Raw genomic sequence first — 20,269 nt, forward strand, 5'->3', positions numbered from 1 at the left:
CATGAGTTATCTTGAATATAACACCGCCTATACGCCAACTGGATTTCGGAAACTTCTGTTTCTGAATTGGCCTGTTATATTCCTGATCACAGCCGTGGCTGGGGCGGGCTTTTTGATGCTCTACTCTGTTGCAGGAGGATCAATCACGCCTTGGGTCGAACCACAGGTCAAACGCTTTGGCCTCGGGATGGCCATGATGCTTGTGATCGCCATGGTCCCGATTTGGTTCTGGCGCAACATGGCCGGCGTCGCCTATGGCGTGTCACTTTTGCTTTTGCTCGCGGTCGAGTTCTTTGGCGCCACCGGCATGGGTGCGCAACGTTGGATCGATTTAGGTTTTATGCGGTTGCAACCGTCCGAGCTGACCAAGATCACATTGGTTATGCTGTTGGCCGCCTACTATGACTGGCTGCCGACGAAAAAGACATCGCACCCACTATGGATCCTCATTCCGTTGCTTTTCATCGCTCTGCCGACCCTCTTGGTTCTGCGTCAACCTGATTTGGGAACAGCTATTCTTTTGACCTTGGGCGGTGGCACAGTGATGTTCTTGGCCGGTGTCCACTGGGCCTATTTCGCCAGTGTGATTGCTGCCGGTGTTGGTACGGTTTGGGCAGTTTTTGAGTTCCGCGGAACTGAATGGCAGTTGCTCAAAGACTATCAATACAGACGTATCGACATCTTTCTCGACCCGACGATGGATCCGACTGATGCAGGCTATCACATCACGCAGGCCAAGATCGCCTTTGGTTCCGGCGGGTGGTCAGGACGAGGGTTTATGCAGGGCACACAGTCGCGACTGAATTTCTTACCAGAGAAACATACCGACTTTATCTTTACGACATTGGCAGAAGAATTCGGCTTTATCGGTGCGGCGGCATTGTTGTTGCTCTACGCTCTTATCATCGTGTTCTGTGTCGCCTCGGCTCTGTCGAACCGTGATCGTTTTTCATCATTGCTTACCCTCGGTGTTGCGATGACCTTCTTCTTGTTCTTTGCATTAAACATGTCGATGGTCATGGGGCTGGCCCCAGTTGTTGGTGTCCCCCTTCCGCTAGTCAGCTATGGCGGATCCGCAATGCTGGTTCTTTTGATCGCCTTTGGTTTTGTCCAAAGCGCGCATGTCCACAAACCAAGGTAATCTAGATGTTGAACGTACTGTTTTCCACCCGCCAAGAGGCGTGGGGCGAATACCACGAATTGTTAAGCAGCGCCTTCGCTTCCGCAGGTCTAGACGTGGTGCTAGCGACCGATCATGCCCCCGAGACCGTCGACTATGTCGTCTATGCGCCCAACGGCGGATTGCAGGATTTCACGGCCTTTGCCCGGTGCAAAGGCGTACTAAGCCTTTGGGCTGGTGTCGAAACGATCATCGACAATCCAACGTTGACGCAACCAGTTGCCCGCATGGTCGACGACAGCCTGACCCAAGGTATGGTGGAATGGGTCATTGGCCACGTGCTGCGTCACCATTTGGGGATGGACGCCCATATACTGGTGCAAGACGGAACCTGGCAGCCTCATTTTCCGCCTTTGGCAAAAACTCGGGCGGTCACGATCTTGGGGTTGGGTGCGCTGGGGCTGGCATGCGGTAAGGCTCTGGTCACACTTGGATTTCAAGTGCGCGGTTGGTCTCGCAACGCCAAAACCGACGCAAACATCACCTGTTTCCACGGCCCCGACGGATTGAAGGACGCATTAAGAGACGCGGATATGGTCGTGGGGTTACTGCCTGATACGCCAGCCACGACGAATATCCTGAACGCTGAAACTCTTGCCCTGCTTAAACGCGGCTCGTTTGTTATCAATCCGGGACGGGGACCGTTGATTGACGATGATGCGCTGATTGCCGCGTTGGATGATGGGCAGATCACACATGCGACACTCGACGTTTTTCGCATAGAGCCGCTGCCTGTGGATCACCCGTTTTGGGCCCATCCGAACGTAACAGTGACGCCGCACATTGCATCGACAACCCGCCCCGACACTGCGTCTCGGATCATTGCCGAAAACATTGCACGAAACGAAGCAGGCCACGGATTGGCGAACCTCGTTGATCGTTCGGCCGGCTACTAGTCAAATCAGCTAGCTGCGTCCCTACCGCAATTTTGGCGGCTTGTTCGGGTCCGTGCCCGATGCACCGATGGGCTTTGGTTCGTGAAGTTCTGGCAGGTCAAAGCGCAAACCAACCCGAGCGAGCTGGGCGGACGATGGGTCTGTTGCCTTGAGGAACGCCACATCCAATGAACCCGCTTCGATCCCACTAAAAGTAAGGGCCTCGTTCACGGCAGCGGCCAGCGCGGTCTCGGCGCCCACCTTTGCATCAACAAATGCTAGGATGTGGCTGTTTTGGCCAGTGTCATAGGTCACGCCTGCCAAATAAGCCCCGCTCGCCAATCCAGCCGCCGTCGCAAGCTTGCTGTCCAGCGCCATGACTAGAATCTCTGGCAACCCTGCTGGCGTGGTGAATTCAGTTGGCGTGGCCTCGGTCTCGGCTGGACCATGCCCCAATGTACCCGCCAACCATTCGATCGCATCTTCGGGCAGGATCATGGCCGAACTCGCGCCAAAATTGACACCAATCCCAACCCCTTTGCCGCGCAGCATTGCAACGATTGTACGGCCTGAGGTCGCCGCATAGGGGGCACTGCCATCGACAAAGTCGGCGAGCCGCTCTTCTCGATCAAACACCAGAACCATTTGCGTGCCTTGGACTTCAAACACATCGGGGTTCAGATCATCACCTTCGGCCTCTTGGGCCAGCAGAATGAACAGTTCGCTATCAGAAAGACGCTCAAAATAGGCCAAACGCGCAGCGTCTTCTTCAGGCGTGGCTTCCATTTTCGCATGAGCCAGATCAAGCGCAGTTTCAGTCATCAAGAACCTCTTTTATCCGCATGCGCAGTTCCGGGATAAGCTCACCTCCGAACCACGGGTTTTTCTTGACCCACCCTGTGGTCCGCCACGACGGATGAGGCAAGGGAAAAACATGCGGTGCGTGGTCGCGCCATGCGCCGACGCGTGCCGTCACTGTACCCTTTCCAATGTGCCAGTCCTGCGCATACCCACCAACGAGCAAGGTCAAATCAAATGGTCCAAGCGCCTCTAGAATGCCGGCTCGCCACAATTTGGCGCATTCTTTTGGCGGAGGTAGATCATGACCCTTTTCATTGTATCCCGGAAAACAGAACGCCATCGGAACGATCGAAATCTTTGACCGATCATAGAAAGTGGCGTCATCCACATCCATCCAGCCGCGCAATCGGTCTCCGGATGGGTCGGTAAACGGTCTGCCCGAGGCATGAACACGTGCACCGGGGGCCTGACCTGCGATTAGTATCCGAGCGCCCGGCTCGGCCCACAAAACAGAACGAGGGGGGTGCCCAGTGTGAGTTTTTTGAAACCAATCTGCACAATACGTGCATTTGGCGACCGCATCAAACCGCGTCTCAGGGGTATTTGGATCACGCGTCATGCGCCATATGTGACCCGCGTTTCGGCATGGTTCAAGCAGTCCCCCCCGCCAAGAACCGTCAAAGGAGCGCAAAATGCGCTCTGTTTTGCGCAATTCTCGCGAACTCTAATGTGAATACCGTTGTATTTTCAGCCCGAAATCAGACATAATAGGGGAAAGCAGCCTATCAGGGTCTGTTAACACACGTCTGGTACAAACCAGCAAATAGGGCGAGCAGCGCCGGAGCAAACAAATGCTCGAGTTCAATAATGTCAGCAAGTCCTTTTGGACGGGCAAACAGCGCAAGGTGATCCTTGACCGTGCTTCGTTTCGCGTGGAATTGGGAAATTCGCTTGGGATTTTGGCCCCGAACGGGACTGGCAAGACAACTTTGATCAATATGATGGCCGGTCTGGAAAAGCCCGACGAAGGTTCAATCACGCGTGCGTGCCGTATTTCTTTCCCTTTGGGCTTTATGGGCGGGGTGGTTAATCGCCACACGGCCAAGGAAAACTGCCGCTATATCGCGCGGCTCTATGGTCTGGACCCCGACTATGTCGAGGCGTTCTGCCGTTGGTTGTCTGGCATCGAAGAGTATTTCGACATGCCCGTCGGCACCTATAGCCAAGGTATGCGTGCGCGCTTTACCTTTGCGCTGATGTTATCGCTGGATTTTGACATCTACCTGATCGACGAAGGCATGCCCCGCACCACCGACGCCGAGTTTAACCGCAAGGCAGGTGAAATCCTCAAAGAGCGTCTTGAGACGACGACCGTTATCATCGTCTCACACCAAGCTGACACGCTCGAAAAATTTGCCCGCTCTGCGGCCGTTTTGATGGATGGACACATCCATATGTTCGACACTTTGGAAGAAGCGAAAGTTCTCTATGACTACGAAACCCAAAGCTAAGAAATTCCGTATCCGCCGAATCGGATCACTGAGCATGGACAATGCTGCATCGGGCGACGGTGCAGCAGCACCTGAGGTGCCTCAAGAGGCGCCAAAGGCCGCACAATCCACGCCTAGACCCGCAGCGTCGACGCCGCCACCGGAGCCGGCGCAGGGAACAGTCGCATCAGCGGCCGAGGTTGCTACTGACAACACTATCGATGCCATTCGAAAAGAAGGGCTGACTGGTCGTCAATTGCGAATGGCGCGCCGTGTCGCGCAAAAGAACGGGCTTGCTGTCACGTCTGATTTTGACGCCGTGAAACAACTGCGCGATCGGGGGGTTGATCCGTTTCAGCGGGCCAATATTCTTGAACTTGTCGTACCAGAAGACACGGCCAGTGCTGTCAGTGCCGGCCCTGGAATGGACGCGGCGCCGGCGGCAGGTGCAGGCGTGCCTGCCAACCCAAAAATCCAACTGCCGCAGACTGTCCCTGCTCCCGGTCAAAATCGTCCCTCGACCGAGGTAAACCCCGCTGAACGTCGGGCCAGCGAAATTCACAAAATCCAGCGCGACATTGCCAAACGTCGCCGCCTACGGGTGATGATGCTCTTTTCGCGGCTCGCGTTTTTCGTATTTTTGCCGACCATTGTGGCTGGCTGGTATTTCTATGTCATCGCGACGCCAATGTACGCGACCTATTCCGAATTTGTGATCCAAAAGGCCGAGTCCGGCACAGGCCCCCCCGGTTTGGGCGGTTTGTTCCAAGGCACCGGATTGGCAACCCAACAGGATTCGGTTGGTGTGCAATCCTATTTGCAATCCCGTGATGCGCTGAACCGCTTGGACCAAGACCTTGGATTCAAAGCCCACTTTTCGGATCCAGACATCGACGTCATTCAACGCTTGCCTGAGGGTGCTTCGACCGAAGACGCCTTTGATCTGTACAAAAACCACGTTCAAATCGGCTATGACCCCACCGAGGGCCTGTTGAAAATGGAAGTGATTGCCGCGGACCCACAAGTCAGCATGAATTTCTCAGAGGCCCTGCTGGGCTATGCCGAGGAAGAAGTCGACGGCCTGACCGAACGTGTTCGCGAAGACCAAATGGCTGGCGCTCGCGACAGCTATGAAGAGGCTGAAGTGCGTCGTGAAGAATCGCTCAAAGAATGGATCGCGATCCAGTCTGAGGTTGGCGTGATTGACGCTGCTGGCGAAACTGGTGCTCTGGTCCAACAAATCGCCCAGCTGGAAAGCCAGTTGATCGACAAAGAACTCGAACTGATATCTCTCAATGCTGCGCGCCGACCAAACCAAGCCCGCGTGAACGGTGTCGAAAGCGAAATCTCGGGTCTGCGTTCAATCATCTCACGCCTCAAATCTGAAGCAACCGATGCAGGCAGCGCCAGCGGCTCGAACATTGACAGCAACACCCGCCTGCGCGTGGCCGAAGAAAACTATAACTTTCAGACAGTCATGGTACAGCAAGCGTTACAGCAGATGGAAACAGCGCGGATCGAAGCGAACCGTCAGGTGTCTTATATCTCTCGCAACGTAGAACCGATCGCCCCCGATGCGGCGGCTTATCCAAAGGCGTTCGAGAATACCATTCTCGCCTTTCTCATTTTTGCGGGCGTCTATCTGATGTTCTCGCTCACCTCCTCTATCTTGCGTGAACAGGTATCCAGCTAATGAAAACTGTCGAATTTGGCGGCTTGTCCGTCAGCAACGCCGCCCCTCTCATGGTGATTGCAGGGCCGTGCCAGTTGGAAAGCGTGGACCACGCGCAAATGATCGCAGGCACGATGCAAGAGGCCTGTGCGGCCGCTGGCGCGCAGTTTGTGTTCAAAGGCAGCTACGACAAGGCAAACCGCACATCGCTCTCGGGCAAGCGTGGCCTCGGGATGGATCAAGGTCTCAAGGTACTACAGTCGGTAAAAGAGACATTTGGCGTGCCGGTTCTCACGGACATTCACACGCCAGAACAATGCGCGACAGTCGCATCTGTTGTGGATGTGTTGCAGATCCCCGCGTTCCTGTGCCGACAGACTGACCTATTGATCGCGGCGGGCGAAACCGGAGCGGTCATTAATGTAAAAAAGGGCCAATTCCTCGCCCCGTGGGACATGGCCAATGTCGCGGACAAGGTCGCAAGCACTGGCAACGAAAAGATCATGTTGACCGAGCGCGGCGTATCATTCGGCTACAACGCCTTGGTCGCAGATATGCGGGCATTGCCCGAAATGGCCAAGACCGGCTATCCGGTTGTGATGGACGCGACCCATGCCGTCGCGCAACCCGGTGGTCTGGGTGGATCAAGCGGCGGTCAACGCGAATTTGCACCTGTGCTCGCGCGCTCTGCAGTCGCTCTTGGGATTGCATCGGTCTTTCTGGAAACGCACGAGGCGCCAAACACTGCCCCATCTGATGGCCCGAACATGATCGCCCTCGCTGACATGCCGCACTTGATGCAAACTTTGATGGCGTTTGACCGCGTGGCCAAGGATAATCCCATCACGCTCTAAAGGGGCTGCAATCCAGATCGGACGGCCTATAGTGTGGTCGAAAGAATTGGATTGAACGATGCGTATATTTTTGACCTGCTTGATGTTGTTGCTCTCTCAGGCGGCCTATTCCCAAGACACGACATCAACCATTGCGGTTGGCGAAACAGTCGAAACTGATGCCGCAACCGCCGTGCGGATCAGGGACATATTGAGCGAACTTGGGGCCTATTCCGATGTCACCGTATCCGTAAATTCCGGTGTCGTTACACTGCGAGGCCAAGTCGCCGACGCTACTCAAATCCAAAACCTGAACGATCTGGTGTCTCGCGTCGACGGGATCGTTTCAATCAAGAACGAAGTCTCGGAGACGACCGACCTCGTTGAACGCCTAGATCCCGCAATTGACCGACTAAAGGCGCGGGTGACGCAGATGATAACCTATCTACCGCTTGCGCTGATTGCCCTGTCCGTCTTTGCCATCATTGTCGTGATCGGCTTTACGATCGCGCGATTGCGGCAACCATGGAACCGGCTGGCCCCCAATGCCTTTATCGCCGAGATCTTTCGGCAAATCGTGCGGCTCGGGTTCGTCCTTGGAGGTTTGGTCGTTGCGCTCGATATTCTCGGGGCCACCGCGCTTCTCAGCACGATCCTAGGGGCCGCGGGTATCATCGGGCTCGCTATTGGTTTCGCGGTCAAAGATTCGGTCGAGAACTTTATCGCGTCGATCATGCTATCGATCCGCCAACCGTTTCGCCCCAATGACGCGGTTGAGATCAACGGCGACGTTGGCAAAGTCATCCGACTGACCAGCCGCGCGACCATTCTTCTGAGCTTTGATGGCAACCATATCCGCATTCCAAACGCCACAGTTTTCAAAAGCCGGATCATCAACTATTCGCGCAATCGCGAGCGTCGGTTCTTGTTCGAGATCGGCGTGGCAAGCGATGCTGATTTGGCGGCAGTCCGCACGCTGGCCACCGACACTGTTTGTGCGCTGCCCTTCGTGCTTAAGACACCCGAGCCATCCGTTTGGATTGACCGGATCGGCTATGGCGCCATATTTTTCAGCGTCACGGGCTGGGTGGATCAAACTGAAACCAGCCTTGCGCGTGCCAAGGGCGAGGCACTGAGGCTCGTCAAACTGGCAGTTGAGGCTGCGGGAATTGAAGTGCCCGACACCACCTACCGCATACAAATGCTCGGGGACGATGCCCCAGCTGCCAAGCCCCAAGCACCCGTTTCAACGCAGGTAGAATTGACCAGCGTGACCACCCAAGCGGATGACGCTCTCGAGGTTTTGATTGAAGGCGAACGCAGCGACGGGACACTCGACGATCTTTTGCGAGACGACGGCGCAGAAGAATAGCAAATTTACATTTTCGGGGCTTGAACCATCCTGCGTGATTGCGTAATTAGCGCGGGCTGCTGGGATGTAGCCAAGTGGTAAGGCAACTGTTTTTGGTACAGTGTACCGTAGGTTCGAATCCTACCATCCCAGCCAGCTTTCTTAGAAATACTCAAGAAAACAATGGCTTAACCTGGCCCGAAACGACCTGTGTGTCACAGCATTCTGAAACTGGGACACAGGGTGTAACACATGGCCTTGTGCGCTACGCCCAAAAGCGGCGCGATTCAGCCCGCCGAAAAACCAGACAAAAATCCAAATATCACGCCGGTCCTTACCTGATGCGTAGAGGCCGGATGTTCTATTTCCGCAAACGCCTACCAACAGGACCATCAAATTCCGCTCCAAACAAATTTATCTGTCTTTCCTTGCGAACCCATCTCCCCCTCGACGCCGTGAAGCGTGCCGCAAGGCTGCTCTCGGTCTACGAGAAAAAGGAGATAGAATTCGTGGACGCCGTGACCAAAAAGAACTTGAGCCCTGAAATGACCAAAGCGGTGTTGATGGAAGCTATGCGTAGCGAATTGAGCGAGATGATCGCTGAAGAAAGCCAAGCGAGTCCGCGGTCGGATGCAGATATTGATCAACGGGTTGCGGCGCTTGAAACGGAAAACCGGCAACTGCGTCGAGCGGCACGCAACAAACAATGGGGAGACATGCAAACCATTCTACAGAAAGCCAGTGCGTTGATTTCTGTAGAGCTTCCCGACCCGCTGCCCAATGATCTTGGTCAACGTGCGAATACCCTCAAACGTCGCCTCAACGACGTAAAAATTGCCGTTGATGAGGGCGATGATGTGCGCACAGCCTGTCGAGATTTACTGACGGACAATGCTATAGAGGGTTTTGATGCTTTTGTTCAAGCTCCAGTCTCATTGGCGCAGGCAAAAGCCAAAACCGATGAACTTTACCCGACCACATCCATGAAACGGGTCACGGCGGGTGCCTATCGCCTGCTTGAAGAGTTTCTTGGTAACGTTCCCATTTCAACAATTACAAAAGACAGACAGAAAGAGTTCTTGGGATGGGCGTCTCGACTGCCGCGCACCCAGGGCAGAGGCCATGGTAGGAACCGGCATGGGCAAGCTGGAAAAACAGTTACGAAAGCCGAAGAAATCTCGAAAGCTGATGCAGAAGATCTTCTGGTTCTGGAGGAAGTTCGCGCCATTGCGGACGTTTCAGACGCCGAGAAGAAGGCCATGCTGGCTGATAGGCTCGTTCCGCGCGTTACACTCGATACACTGAGGAAACATCGTGACGCGATGAATCGTATGCTCAAATCGGCAGAGGATCTCGGTGCAAATGTGCCCGTTGCAATTTCATATCGTGACATGGAAAGACACATAAAATCCCTTGCTCCGGAAGACGCGCTATATGTCCGCGCCACCAAACCAAAGATCCGTATGTCGTGGACAAAGGAACGGATTTCGATGTTGTTAAGCTCCCCAATCTACAGCGGCTGTGCGTCGGAACATCGCCGCTGGCAGCGAGGGAAACTTATTATTCGCGATGCTGACTATTGGGTGCCACTCATTGTTCTGACAATCGGGTCACGGATTGCAGAAATTCTTCTGCTCAAGCGAAGCGATGTCCGGTTCCGTGACGGTCATTACGTATTGGCGATTGCATCGGGTGCAGACAATACTGGCAAAACAGAGGACGCAAAGCGCCTCGTTCCGATTCCACAAATGTTGATCGATCTCGGGTTTATAAAGTGGTTTCAAGCGTTGGAACAGGACCACGGCGTCCTTTTGTTCCCAGAAGCCGCCGGCCGTTCCAAATCCGGCGAGGTGAGCAGCGCCTATGGCAAGCACCTGCGTCGGATCTTCGATCACATCGGGATTGGTGATTTTGACGAGGACTTCTATGCTCTCCGGAAGACGTTCTCCAGTATGTTGAAACGGGAGAATGTAGATGATGGTCAGCGCCAGGCAATTGCAGGCCACCGTCACGGTTCGATCATCAACGTCCATTACACCGCAAATCACATCAATGATCTGAAACACGCTGTCGACAAAGCGGATTTCAAGCTGAATATCGGTCGGAAACGGCAATATGGATTTCCAGTCATCCTGTCGTGCGATCTCGCGCAAGGCTCCACGCTCGATATCGAAGTAATACTTGGCGATGACAATGAAGCAGAAACGATTACGGTGCGTGATCCCAGATTGGCGGACCCCCTGTTTGATTGCTCCAAAATCGGAAAACTTTCTGGCGAAGGCCTCAAGCAGTTGGTTGCAAAGCTTCGGGAGGTGACCGATTTGCGCCCACTGAAACTGCCGAAAAATCCATTAAAGCAGGCGGCATTCGAGCATTTTCAAGCGCTCGCATAGTTCTTTCGTGAGAGAGTGTTGGCCCGGCGTGAGTTGTCTCGCCGAGCCTATCGCTGCTGTTTACATCGTCACGATGCGAGCAGCGTGACGGCGATCGATGACATATTGGCGGGCGTATTTGAGCACCTTCTTTAGAGATGTCCGGCCTCTCGGGACACTTCTCGTAAATTCCCTGGTTTGGGATGGGGGAAGTATTCATGACGAACGAAGAGCGTGATGCGATCCTCGAGATGCTTGCAAGCAAGCTGCAATCTGTTGACCCTGAAGCTGCACCGAAAAAAGCGGCGCTTGCCCGCGCAAGGCTCCCACAAAGGTGGCCGACGAACAGGTGGAAACCCATGATTTGCTCGGCACTATGAACCACGGGCCCGCTGACGTTGACGATCCTTAACCAAAACCGTCTTGATCATCGGTGAGAGGTCATCCGTATGCTGGAGGGCGGCGGCGCTATCTGCCGCCTTTTTGCCGTCTTGAACGCCAGTCTCAAGGTCCAAGCCGCGCTGATCACTGATATGTTCGAGTAGGTCCGCGCCGCGCCAGAAATTCCCACGCAGAACTGGGGCATCATCGCACAGCATAGCGGCATCGACCGATGCTCGCCAAGTCGCCCTGACTTTGAGGTTCGGCATCTCATTCAGTTTTTCTGCAATATCAGCGATGTCTGAGTTCTGTGAGACTGCCCAGGCACCTGGGAAGGAGTCTACGCTCACTGGAAGGGACGCGCCGTCAGCTATGATGGAGAGGGTGTATGGCACGGACCGGCCGGCGTCTTGTTCTTGTTTGGCCATCAGCGCGGCACGGCGACGCTGTTCCGCCTCTGCCTGTTCCAGATCTGCTTCCCGCTTTGATATGCCCCAGATCTTCTTTGCAAACCTGACCAGCCAAGTTCTCGCCGGCGCGATCGCATCGCGCAAGTAGCTTCGGCGCTCGGGTTCTTTCGGAGCATTTTCGCCCCATGTCAGCCCTTCATCAGTCTTGTCACTCGCAGGCGCATAGGTAAGCGCGTCGTCGAGGATTGCTCCGACACATATTTTGATCGATTGTACCTTGGCTTCTACGGCGGCTTCTTGTTCAGCCGCTTTCTCTTCCCGAGTAATTGCCTTGGTGACAAGGAAATCAGCCTCTCCCCGTGCCTCTTCCGCCTCTGCCAGACGCTTCTCTGCCTCCGCTTTCTTCTGGTCTGCTTCCATCGTAAGGGCCGCTGCCAGTTCCCGCCCCTTGGCAGGGGCGACATTCTCGCGCTTCAGCACTTCGCTCCCTATGATTTGTGCAATTCGTTCATCGCTCGCACGCCTGGTTCCGCGGCTCAGATCAAGACCTTTTTCGGCTGCATGGTTCGCGACGCGATCTTGCAACAGTTCGTAGCTCTTACGTTTAACCACTTCGCTCTCTGGATCGTCGTCGAAAAGCCGCGATATATCTTCTTGGCCAAACAACCTGTGTTGTGCGTGGCTCAACATCCTGCGACCCGTTCGCCGTTCTCGATGGTCGGGCGCCACCAGAAAGACGACGTGCGGTGTTTTTTCATCGAGATCGAGGCGGGCATAGATCACCTCGTCGCCGAACTCATCGTCCAGATATGACTGAACGAAATCGCAAAAGATCTCGACCTTCCGTGGGTCGATCGCACCATTGTTGCCGAGGAACCAAACATGCGACGCCGACAACAAACCTTCGGTGAACGGCTTCACGTTCTTGGGATCCCAAGGCCAATCGATCACCTCAGCAAGCGCATGAGGATTGTCTCCAGCGGCTTCCTTAGCTGCCTCCAGCTCTTCGTAGTCACGCCGCCGGCGTCGCTTCTTCGCAGATGTGATACGCAGGTCAAGGTTATCATGCTGCATACGCGCGATGTGATCATCGACGATCTCGCGGAGGTTCTCTTGCCCAACGAGAAAACGGTTCTGCCGGCTTTGTGCGAGGTCAACGTGAGAGACGTCGCCAAGGCGCTTTCCATGTGCCTCAATGGCACCGATGGCGTGATAGGTAACACGCTCATAGCGCAGGACGATGAAGTTTTTCTGCTTATCCATCGGCCGGAATTACGCCCCGGCGAAGAAGGTCCAAAATCGCGCTGCGTGATGATTAACGGTGCCTGGCGGGAAGCGCATTCTTCGATGCGCTCAAGCCTTTACTCACTATAGAGCTGAGCGCACCGGCCGCAGGCCTTTTGCTCTCAGCTCTTCCGTTCGTCGGAGCTCCACCCCAAACCCCGCCCTGCCAGTGGCCGCCTCGCAGCGGGCGTTCGAGGGGTCATCGCTCGCCACTCCCCCCTCAACTCTCCCCCCTGGCATCTCCGACAGCTCAGAGGGAAGTCGTTCCGCACTCTTCCCTCCAAGACCACCCTACTGCTCGCGCCCCACGCGGCGAAGAGAGGGGCCCTCTTCTCGACCTCACCTCCATGTAGAGCGATACAGGCGATTATTTGGATTAGAAGATCATGACCTGGCGCAAGGCCACGGGGTCAGTTTGGGCCATCTGAATGAGACCCGAACCTGACGCGTCGGCCAGAGGGCACCAATAGAGGAGCGGGTCGCTTGAGAAGAAGTCGGGTCGTTGCGAAGATTGATGCCCTAACATCCAGAAGCAACACTGCCGCTTGTTTCAAGAGGCCGAGGGCTAAACGCTCCCAGCCATATACGCGCCAAGCAGCTTGCCCTCTTTATGTTTGAGGCTCATGCGGGCGGCGGGGCCGTAGTCGTTGAAGTTGCCGTCAGCAAGCTGTGGGAAGAGCGTGAGGATCTCATCCCGTGTGGCTTGATCCAAGGCTGTCCAGCCCTGTTGGCCCGGGTGGAAGCTCTCAGAACGGCAGCCTTCAGCGTAGATAATCTCGTGGGTATCAAAAAGCATGTGGAAATACTCCACCTCACCCCCTTCGTCACGCAGGATGGTCTGGTCATTCAGCAGAGACTTGGCTGTGGCCAGCACTTCCAGTTCGCCAAAGAGCAGTTCTGCCTGCCAGCCTTGCAGGAGCATCCGGTGCTGTGGGCTGACGCGTAGATCACGGTCATTTCCGAGAGCACCCTTGCGGATCAGGATGGGGGCAAGATCGCCTGTAGCTGCTCGTTTAGACGACCCTATCCAGCGTATGGGCTGATACCCGTGGTCCATTGTCAGTACCGTGTCGCCAGCAGCAAGCTCTTCAATCGGGCGCTCGCCTTGATCGGTCTTGATCAGGGTGCCACGGGTGAAGCAGACGCTTAGCGTTAGGTTTGCGTAAGGGACCAATCCAGGGTCAGCGCCCTCGTTGACCGCGGTATAAGTCAATGTGGGGTCAAACTGACCTTCACTCACAAACCCGTAATATTGATTATTGGTGGCGGCCGTTATCATATGGATCAAAAAGGAAGGTGATCCGTCACTGGGTGTTATCCTGAACGATTCCTCAAACTCAATCTGTTGGCCCGCCAGCATTCCTGTATAGGAATCTGCTGCATCCATGCTCTGCCCAGGTGTATCGGGGTCAAAATGATAGTCTTGGCCGTGATTGGGATTACCATCTGTATCTGTGATTGTTGCCGCGCCGTACTCGACGATTTCTGAGCCAGAAAAGCTCTCGATGTCTGAACGGAAGGAACTGCCCGCTTCGAAGTTATTAAATTGTCCCGTGGGCAAAGTCGACAGCGTGAAAAGAGTAAAGGTAGGCATGGTTACAACCTGCTGATCCTATTTCTAATTTCTGCCAAAGGTCGACCTTGATGACTGTGTGTTCGGTCGCTGTGAATTTGGAGCGTTTGGCAATCCAGTTGATTAGCATTTTGCCCAGAAGACTTGTTTAAACGGGTACTGCTACGAACATTTACGCGTTGATTCATGACTAAAAGAGGACCCAGCTCTAAGCCACGACTCTTTCGAACAGGTTAAGTATCCAATTGGATGTAATTGGGCCTGTTACGCACTCTAAACTGTTACTTTTCAGGCGACTGTTTTCATTGAGGAAACAGTCGCTTGAAACATTAGACCGGATTGGTCACGAAGAAGTGCGGATCCATCACCTGGAGCGTTTAAGCCCTTCGTTGACGCAGACGGCATCAGCGACTTGAACAGACATCTCTTCTGGTCTCCCAATAGATCGGTCCCACGTAACTTGCTCTCTCGTGTAAAGTTGGCAAGTCACTGGACCCTGCGCTGTAGAGACTACGACCGGTGCTGTTTCATAGTTCACAGCACTGAGGCATCCAGAAACTCCGAAAGCCAGCGGTATGACGAGATATTTGATTTTTGACATGTCCAAGACACTCCTTTTTTGTTCGCATTTTTGACAGCGGCTGTTCGATTGCTGTCCCAGTTACGGTTCGTTCGGGCCAAAACTCTGACAAGCCGTGACCTGACTTAGATCAAGCGCTAAACGCTCCCAGCCATATACGCGCCAAGCAGCTTGCCCTCTTTATGCTTGAGGCTCATGCGGGCGGCGGGGCCGTAGTCGTTGAAGTTGCCGTCAGCAAGCTGTGGGAAGAGCGTGAGGATTTCATCCCGTGTGGCTTGATCCAAGGCTGTCCAGCCCTGTTTGCCCGGGTGGAAACTCTCAGAACGCGCGCCCTCGGCCCAAATAATCTCGTGGCTATCAAACAGCATGTGGAAATACTCTACCTCACCCCCTTCGTCACGCAGGATGGTCTGGTCATTCAGCAGAGACTTGGCTGTGGCCAGCACTTCAAGTTCACCAAAGAGCATCTCTGCCTGCCAGCCTTGCAGGAGCATACGGTGCTGTGGGCTGACGCGTAGATCACGGTCATTCCCGAGAGCACCCTTGCGGATCAGGATGGGGGCAAGATCGCCTGTGGCCGCTCGTTTAGACGACCCGATCCAGCGTATCGGCTGATACCCGTGGTCCATCGTCAGTACCATGTCGCCAGCAGCAAGCTCTTCAATCGCAACCTCGCCTTGATCGGTCTTGATCAGGGTGCTGCGGGTGAAGCATGTGACGAAATTGAACGTTTGGCGGGACGCCGTTGTGCCGGTATAGTCGTTGCCAACCAAGCCATAAAAGCTCAACGAGCGGATGGCCGCGGCTTCTAGCGCAGTCTGATCGGCGTTGGCAGAAAATTCCGGCGCAAGATAGGTATTACCAGCGGTATCTTGGAATACGACCGCCGTGATTGTGGCAGTCGTCCCATCAATATAGGTGATAGTCGCGGCATAAAGGGCAGTGCCGTCAAAGACCTGATCCGGTCCACCATTGATCGAAAACGCGTCGTTCGACGCGGAATTGTTCATGTCATATTGAACGGTGTTTCCGCCGCCGAAGCCGGTTGAACCTGGGGAGAAGCTTTGGAAGTAGTTTACAAGCGGATCTCCCACGCCGCCAAAAGTCTGCCCTACGAGTGAGTCAGCATTCTCGGACAGAGTATTGCCCTCTGTCGGGTCAATACTGGCAAAGTTGCCCAAAGAGATGACATTGAATGTTGTCGCCATAAACTACCACACTTTATCTTCATCGTGTTCCATGATGGTCCTACCTTGCTGGCCGTGTCTTCGGTCGCTGCGAATTTGCGGCGTTTGGTAACCCAGTTCGATAGTATTTCGTCCAGAAGGCTTGTTAAAACAGGTGCTCTCACAAGCGTTTACCCGTGTGTTAATTATTAAAAGAGGACCCAGCGTTAACCAAAGACTCCTACGCATAGGTAAAGCGTCCAAAAGTATATGATTGGGCCTGTTACGCACCCTAAACTGTTACTTTTCAAGCGACTGTTTTCATTGGGGAAACAATGCGTGGGTGAACCAAAGGTTGTTACAGGCGCATTTTCCAGGCTCTTGAAGATTTCTTCGGGAAGCATAGGGTTAAATGTGCCTTCGTTCTCCTCCGCAACAACCAATCTCCAATAGAAAACGCTCCGCCAGACGACTGACAGATCGCTCCATTTTAAATGGAGCGCCATTTATGGCCAACCTGCGACCTTCATAGTGTGTGAAGAAGTTGAGCCGTTGCGAAGATTGATGCCCTTACATCAGGAAGCAAGTCTGCCGCTTGCTACAAGAGGCCGAGGGCTAACAGCTCCCAGCCATATACGCGCCAAGGAGCTTGCCCTCTTTATGCTTGAGGCTCATGCGGGCGGCGGGGCCGTAGTCGTTGAGGTTGCCGTCAGCAAGCTGTGGGAAGAGTGTGAGGATCTCATCCCGTGTGGCTTGATCCAAGGCTTTCCAGCCCTGTTGGCCCGGGTGGAAGCTCTCAGAACGGCAGCCTTCAGCGTAGATAATCTCGTGGGTGTCAAACAGCGTGTGGAAATACTCCACCTCCCCCCCTTCGTCACGAAGGATAGAGTGGTCATTCAGCAGAGACTTGGCTGTGGCCAGCACTTCAAGTTCGCCAAAGAGCATCTCTGCCTGCCAGCCTTGCAGGAGCATACGGTGCTGTGGGCTGACGCGTAGATCACGGTCATTCCCGAGAGCACCCTTGCGGATCAGGATGGGGGCAAGATCGCCTGTGGCCGCTCGTTTAGACGACCCGATCCAGCGTATCGGCTGATAGCCGTGGTCCATCGTCAGCACCATATCGCCAGCAGCAAGCTCTTCAATCGGGCGCTCGCCTTGATCGGTCTTGATCAGGGTGCCGCGGGTGAAGCAGACGACCATATCTGCATAAAGAGCTCCTGCGACATCCGCTTCGTGATCCCCGAATGTACCGTTTGCTGTGTAAGTCTCTCCGGCGACAAAATTGCCAACTAAAAAGTACCCAATTATTTCATCACGATCATTTAGGTCTCCATCGCTGTTTTGATCCACAACGAATTCATAAGCTTTTCCAACAATGTTTCCGCTCGCGTCAAGCACCTCTACCCTCGAAATGGTGCTGGCCTTCATGCCGCCAAATGCTCCACCAGAGATAATCTGGTCACCAGTGATGTTGCTTCCACCACCACCCGCTCCATCGTTAAAATGAGTGTCTTCCCCTCCACCTGCACCCTCACTCACTGTGATCAAGTCACCGGATGAAGGATTGAACGTGAAAGTTCCAACAGAAACCACGCGGTCCGGTGCTCTGGCAGAGCCCAATGAGCTAAAGTAAAGAAGAGTGTTGTTTCCAGCCGCCAAGTGCCCTGACCTTCATAACCATCAGATATCATTGTAAATAAATAAATTTTGGGCGTTAACCAAAGCCTCCTTCGCATAGGACAATCATCCAAATGGATGTAATTGGGCCTGTTGCGTGCCCTAAACTACCACTTTTCAAGAGACTATTTTCATTGGGGAAACAATGCGTGGATAAACCAAAGGTTGTTACAGGCGCATTTTCCAAGGAAATGTATGCAAAGCGTGTTGGTCGAATTACGGATGATCAAGGCAAAAGCCAGTTTGTTAGAGAACAGAGCTTTTGGAGACTTAGAAAGTAGTGTTCGATTTCGGCCCAAACTGGACCTTGGCTGGCGATCTTGGTCGCTGCAATGCGGCCCGTCAGGCAGGACAGTCTCTGCGCGTGCAATATCGAGTATTGCTCGAACTCCCAGTGTGCGGGACAAAACTGACGTTGGCGCTTCCTAGATCAAAGTCCGCTGTCACTCTTCGGCAGTATTGTCGCCATTTGGCCGTTCAATCAAATGGTCTTTCGAAGCGCAAGGAAAGCGATAAACCTTATTGTGTAAAAACGCATGTTTATTTTTTCTGCTGTCTCGTCTCTAATCCCGAACACACGGCACCAAAAAACGGTCGTTTAAACTTTCTTTTAAGATAAGATGGACATGCATTCTGCGACCGATAATTGGGTGCAGATTGAAAAATCGCGATTTGACTTTTGCATGCTCTGTGATCTGAATTGTATATATATCAATAGGTTATTTTGCTACTAATTTTTTAGTTGACGAATATAATTCCGTTTGCAAACCTAAGGCATCCGGCGGACGTCCGGAATCAAAACACAAACGGGAGGACAAGATGCGTAAGTATCTGCTTTCCGCAGTCGCGGTATGTGCCGTGGTTGCGGGTACGGGGTCAGTGCATGCTGATGAAGCTGCAGCCCAACGCTGGATCGACAGCGAATTTCAACCATCCACGCTCAGCAAAGGTGAGCAAATGTCAGAAATGCAGTGGTTTATCGATGCCGCTGGACCTTATTCTGGCATGGAAATCAACGTTCTATCAGAAGGGATTCCAACACACGGCTATGAGGCCGAAGTGCTGACGAAAGCGTTCGAAGAAATCACCGGCATCAAGGTTAATCACCAAATCCTTGGTGAAGGCGAAGTTGTCCAAGCGGTGCAAACACAGATGCAAACTCAGCGGAACCTCTATGATGGTTACGTGAACGACTCTGACTTGATCGGTACGCACTCACGCTTGCAACTTGCCTATAACTTGACCGACATGATGGCGGGCGAGTGGGCTGGGACAACGTCCCCGACGCTGGATCTTGATGACTTCATGGGCACGCAGTTTACGACTGGTCCAGATGGAGATTTGTACCAGCTGCCAGACCAGCAATTTGCGAACCTCTACTGGTTCCGTAAAGACTGGTTCGACCGCACTGACCTTCAGGAAGCGTTCAAGGCCAAGTACGGCTACGATCTAGGCGTGCCAGTGAACTGGTCGGCCTATGAAGACATCGCTGAGTTCTTTAGCGAGGACGTGCAAGAAGTCGACGGTGTGACTATCTATGGCCACATGGATTATGGTAAGCGCGCGCCTGATCTTGGCTGGCGTATGACCGATGCTTGGCTATCTATGGCAGGTGCTGGATCGAAAGGTGAACCAAACGGCATCCCAATTGACGAATGGGGCATTCGCATGGAAGCCGGGTCTTGTAACCCTGCCGGTGCAAGCGTGTCTCGCGGTGGTGCGGCGAACGGCCCTGCGGCTGTTTACGCGATCCGCAAGTGGGATGAATGGTTGCGCAACTACGCGCCTCCTGGTGCGGCATCCTTTGACTTCTACCAGTCATTGCCTGCCCTGTCTCAAGGCAACGTTGCCCAGCAGATCTTTTGGTACACGGCTTTCACAGCCGACATGGTGAAGCCGCAGTCTGAAGGTAACAACACTGTTGATGCCGACGGCGTTCCACTTTGGCGCATGGCGCCTAGCCCGCATGGCCCCTATTGGGAAGAAGGCCAGAAGGTTGGCTATCAGGATGTTGGGTCTTGGACCTTCCTGAAGTCCACACCACCCGATCGCGCTCAAGCGGCATGGCTTTATGCTCAGTTCGTGACGTCCAAAACTGTTGATGTGAAGAAATCCCACGTGGGTCTGACCTTCATCCGCGATAGTTCGGTCAACCACGAGAGCTTCTCAGAGCGTGCCCCAAAACTTGGTGGCTTGGTAGAGTTCTACCGCTCACCTGACCGTGTAGCGTGGTCTCCAACTGGCGTGAACGTGCCTGATTATCCGAAGCTGGCCCAGATTTGGTGGCAGCAGATCGGAGACGTGAACTCTGGTGCGTTTACTCCGCAAGAGGCAATGGATCGTCTGGCTGAGGAAATGGACATCACCATGGCCCGCATGCAGCGTGCTGATGAAGGAGCAAACGTCTACGGCGGTTGTGGTCCGCGTCTGAACGAAGAGCAATCAGCGGAATACTGGTATGCCAATGGCGGTGCAAAGCCACCTTTGGACAACGAGAAGCCGCAGGGTGAGACCGTTAACTATGACGAACTCGTTGCTCGCTGGAACGCGAACTAACAGTCAGTCAACCTGAAAACTCTCGCTGAATACTGACCTATGACTGGGGCCTTTTTAAAAAGGCCCCA

At 54.0% G+C, this 20,269-nt stretch carries 14 protein-coding genes and 1 tRNA gene; 9 read left to right on the forward strand and 6 right to left on the reverse strand.

The features are described from left to right. The first annotated feature begins 1 nt into the window (after position 1). Both rodA and TR2A62_RS07970 read left to right on the forward strand, forming a co-directional pair. A complete protein-coding gene (gene rodA, locus TR2A62_RS07965; RefSeq protein WP_009159447.1) occupies positions 2-1,141 on the forward strand; it encodes a rod shape-determining protein RodA in 1,140 nt (379 codons plus the stop codon). A 5-nt stretch (positions 1,142-1,146) separates the two neighbouring features. Beyond that, complete coding sequence (locus tag TR2A62_RS07970) at positions 1,147-2,076, forward strand: glyoxylate/hydroxypyruvate reductase A (protein WP_009158807.1); 930 nt, start codon at positions 1,147-1,149, stop codon at positions 2,074-2,076. A gap of 21 nt (positions 2,077-2,097) precedes the next feature. On the opposite strand, the gene TR2A62_RS07975 is transcribed toward TR2A62_RS07970, so the two are convergent. After that, positions 2,098-2,877: an SseB family protein gene (locus tag TR2A62_RS07975; RefSeq protein ID WP_009158127.1), complete on the reverse strand. Its 780-nt coding sequence runs from the start codon at positions 2,875-2,877 to the stop codon at positions 2,098-2,100. Next, the gene (locus TR2A62_RS07980; protein WP_009160827.1) at positions 2,870-3,475 is read right to left on the reverse strand and encodes a uracil-DNA glycosylase family protein; all 606 of its coding nucleotides are present in this window, start codon (positions 3,473-3,475) and stop codon (positions 2,870-2,872) included. Before TR2A62_RS07980 ends, TR2A62_RS07975 begins: the two co-directional genes overlap by 8 nt. Before the next feature lie 232 nt (positions 3,476-3,707). Between TR2A62_RS07980 and TR2A62_RS07985 the strand changes: the two genes are divergently transcribed. From TR2A62_RS07985 to TR2A62_RS08010, 6 genes are all read left to right on the forward strand, one after another. Continuing rightward, positions 3,708-4,367: an ABC transporter ATP-binding protein gene (locus TR2A62_RS07985; RefSeq protein WP_009158312.1), complete on the forward strand. Its 660-nt coding sequence runs from the start codon at positions 3,708-3,710 to the stop codon at positions 4,365-4,367. Then, on the forward strand, positions 4,345-6,039 hold the full coding sequence (locus TR2A62_RS07990; protein WP_040820464.1) for a capsule biosynthesis protein: 1,695 nt from the start codon (positions 4,345-4,347) through the stop codon (positions 6,037-6,039). Before TR2A62_RS07985 ends, TR2A62_RS07990 begins: the two co-directional genes overlap by 23 nt. Next, entirely contained in the window at positions 6,039-6,872 is an 834-nt protein-coding gene (gene kdsA / locus TR2A62_RS07995; protein ID WP_009157661.1) for a 3-deoxy-8-phosphooctulonate synthase, read from the forward strand. Before TR2A62_RS07990 ends, kdsA begins: the two co-directional genes overlap by 1 nt. 58 nt (positions 6,873-6,930) lie before the next feature. Next, positions 6,931-8,223 (forward strand): mechanosensitive ion channel domain-containing protein, encoded by a 1,293-nt coding sequence (locus TR2A62_RS08000; RefSeq protein WP_009160308.1) that lies wholly within the window; start codon positions 6,931-6,933, stop codon positions 8,221-8,223. Positions 8,224-8,283: 60 nt separating this feature from the next. After that, positions 8,284-8,358 (forward strand) — tRNA-Gln (locus tag TR2A62_RS08005). 56 nt (positions 8,359-8,414) lie between these two features. Next, the gene (locus TR2A62_RS08010) at positions 8,415-10,595 is read left to right on the forward strand and encodes a tyrosine-type recombinase/integrase (protein ID WP_369699502.1); all 2,181 of its coding nucleotides are present in this window, start codon (positions 8,415-8,417) and stop codon (positions 10,593-10,595) included. Positions 10,596-10,948: 353 nt separating this feature from the next. Here the strand turns inward: TR2A62_RS08010 and TR2A62_RS08015 are convergent, their stop codons facing one another. The 4 genes from TR2A62_RS08015 to TR2A62_RS19075 form a co-directional block, all read right to left on the reverse strand. Then, entirely contained in the window at positions 10,949-12,628 is a 1,680-nt protein-coding gene (locus TR2A62_RS08015; RefSeq protein ID WP_009158314.1) for a plasmid recombination protein, read from the reverse strand. 586 nt (positions 12,629-13,214) lie between these two features. Next, positions 13,215-14,243 carry a Hint domain-containing protein gene (locus TR2A62_RS19070; RefSeq protein ID WP_009160204.1) on the reverse strand — a complete coding sequence of 343 codons (1,029 nt, stop codon included), beginning with the start codon at positions 14,241-14,243 and terminating at the stop codon, positions 13,215-13,217. Positions 14,244-14,939: 696 nt separating this feature from the next. Continuing rightward, positions 14,940-16,010 (reverse strand): Hint domain-containing protein, encoded by a 1,071-nt coding sequence (locus tag TR2A62_RS08025; protein ID WP_009159762.1) that lies wholly within the window; start codon positions 16,008-16,010, stop codon positions 14,940-14,942. Positions 16,011-16,583: 573 nt separating this feature from the next. After that, positions 16,584-17,516, reverse strand: coding sequence for a Hint domain-containing protein (locus tag TR2A62_RS19075; RefSeq protein WP_223296088.1), 933 nt, complete (start codon positions 17,514-17,516; stop codon positions 16,584-16,586). 948 nt (positions 17,517-18,464) lie between these two features. On the opposite strand from TR2A62_RS19075, the gene TR2A62_RS08040 reads away from it, so the two are divergent. Further along, on the forward strand, positions 18,465-20,201 hold the full coding sequence (locus TR2A62_RS08040; protein WP_009158806.1) for an ABC transporter substrate-binding protein: 1,737 nt from the start codon (positions 18,465-18,467) through the stop codon (positions 20,199-20,201). Positions 20,202-20,269 lie beyond the last annotated feature (68 nt).

Source organism: Thalassobium sp. R2A62 (genome assembly GCF_000161835.1).
Classification (GTDB): domain Bacteria; phylum Pseudomonadota; class Alphaproteobacteria; order Rhodobacterales; family Rhodobacteraceae; genus Thalassobium.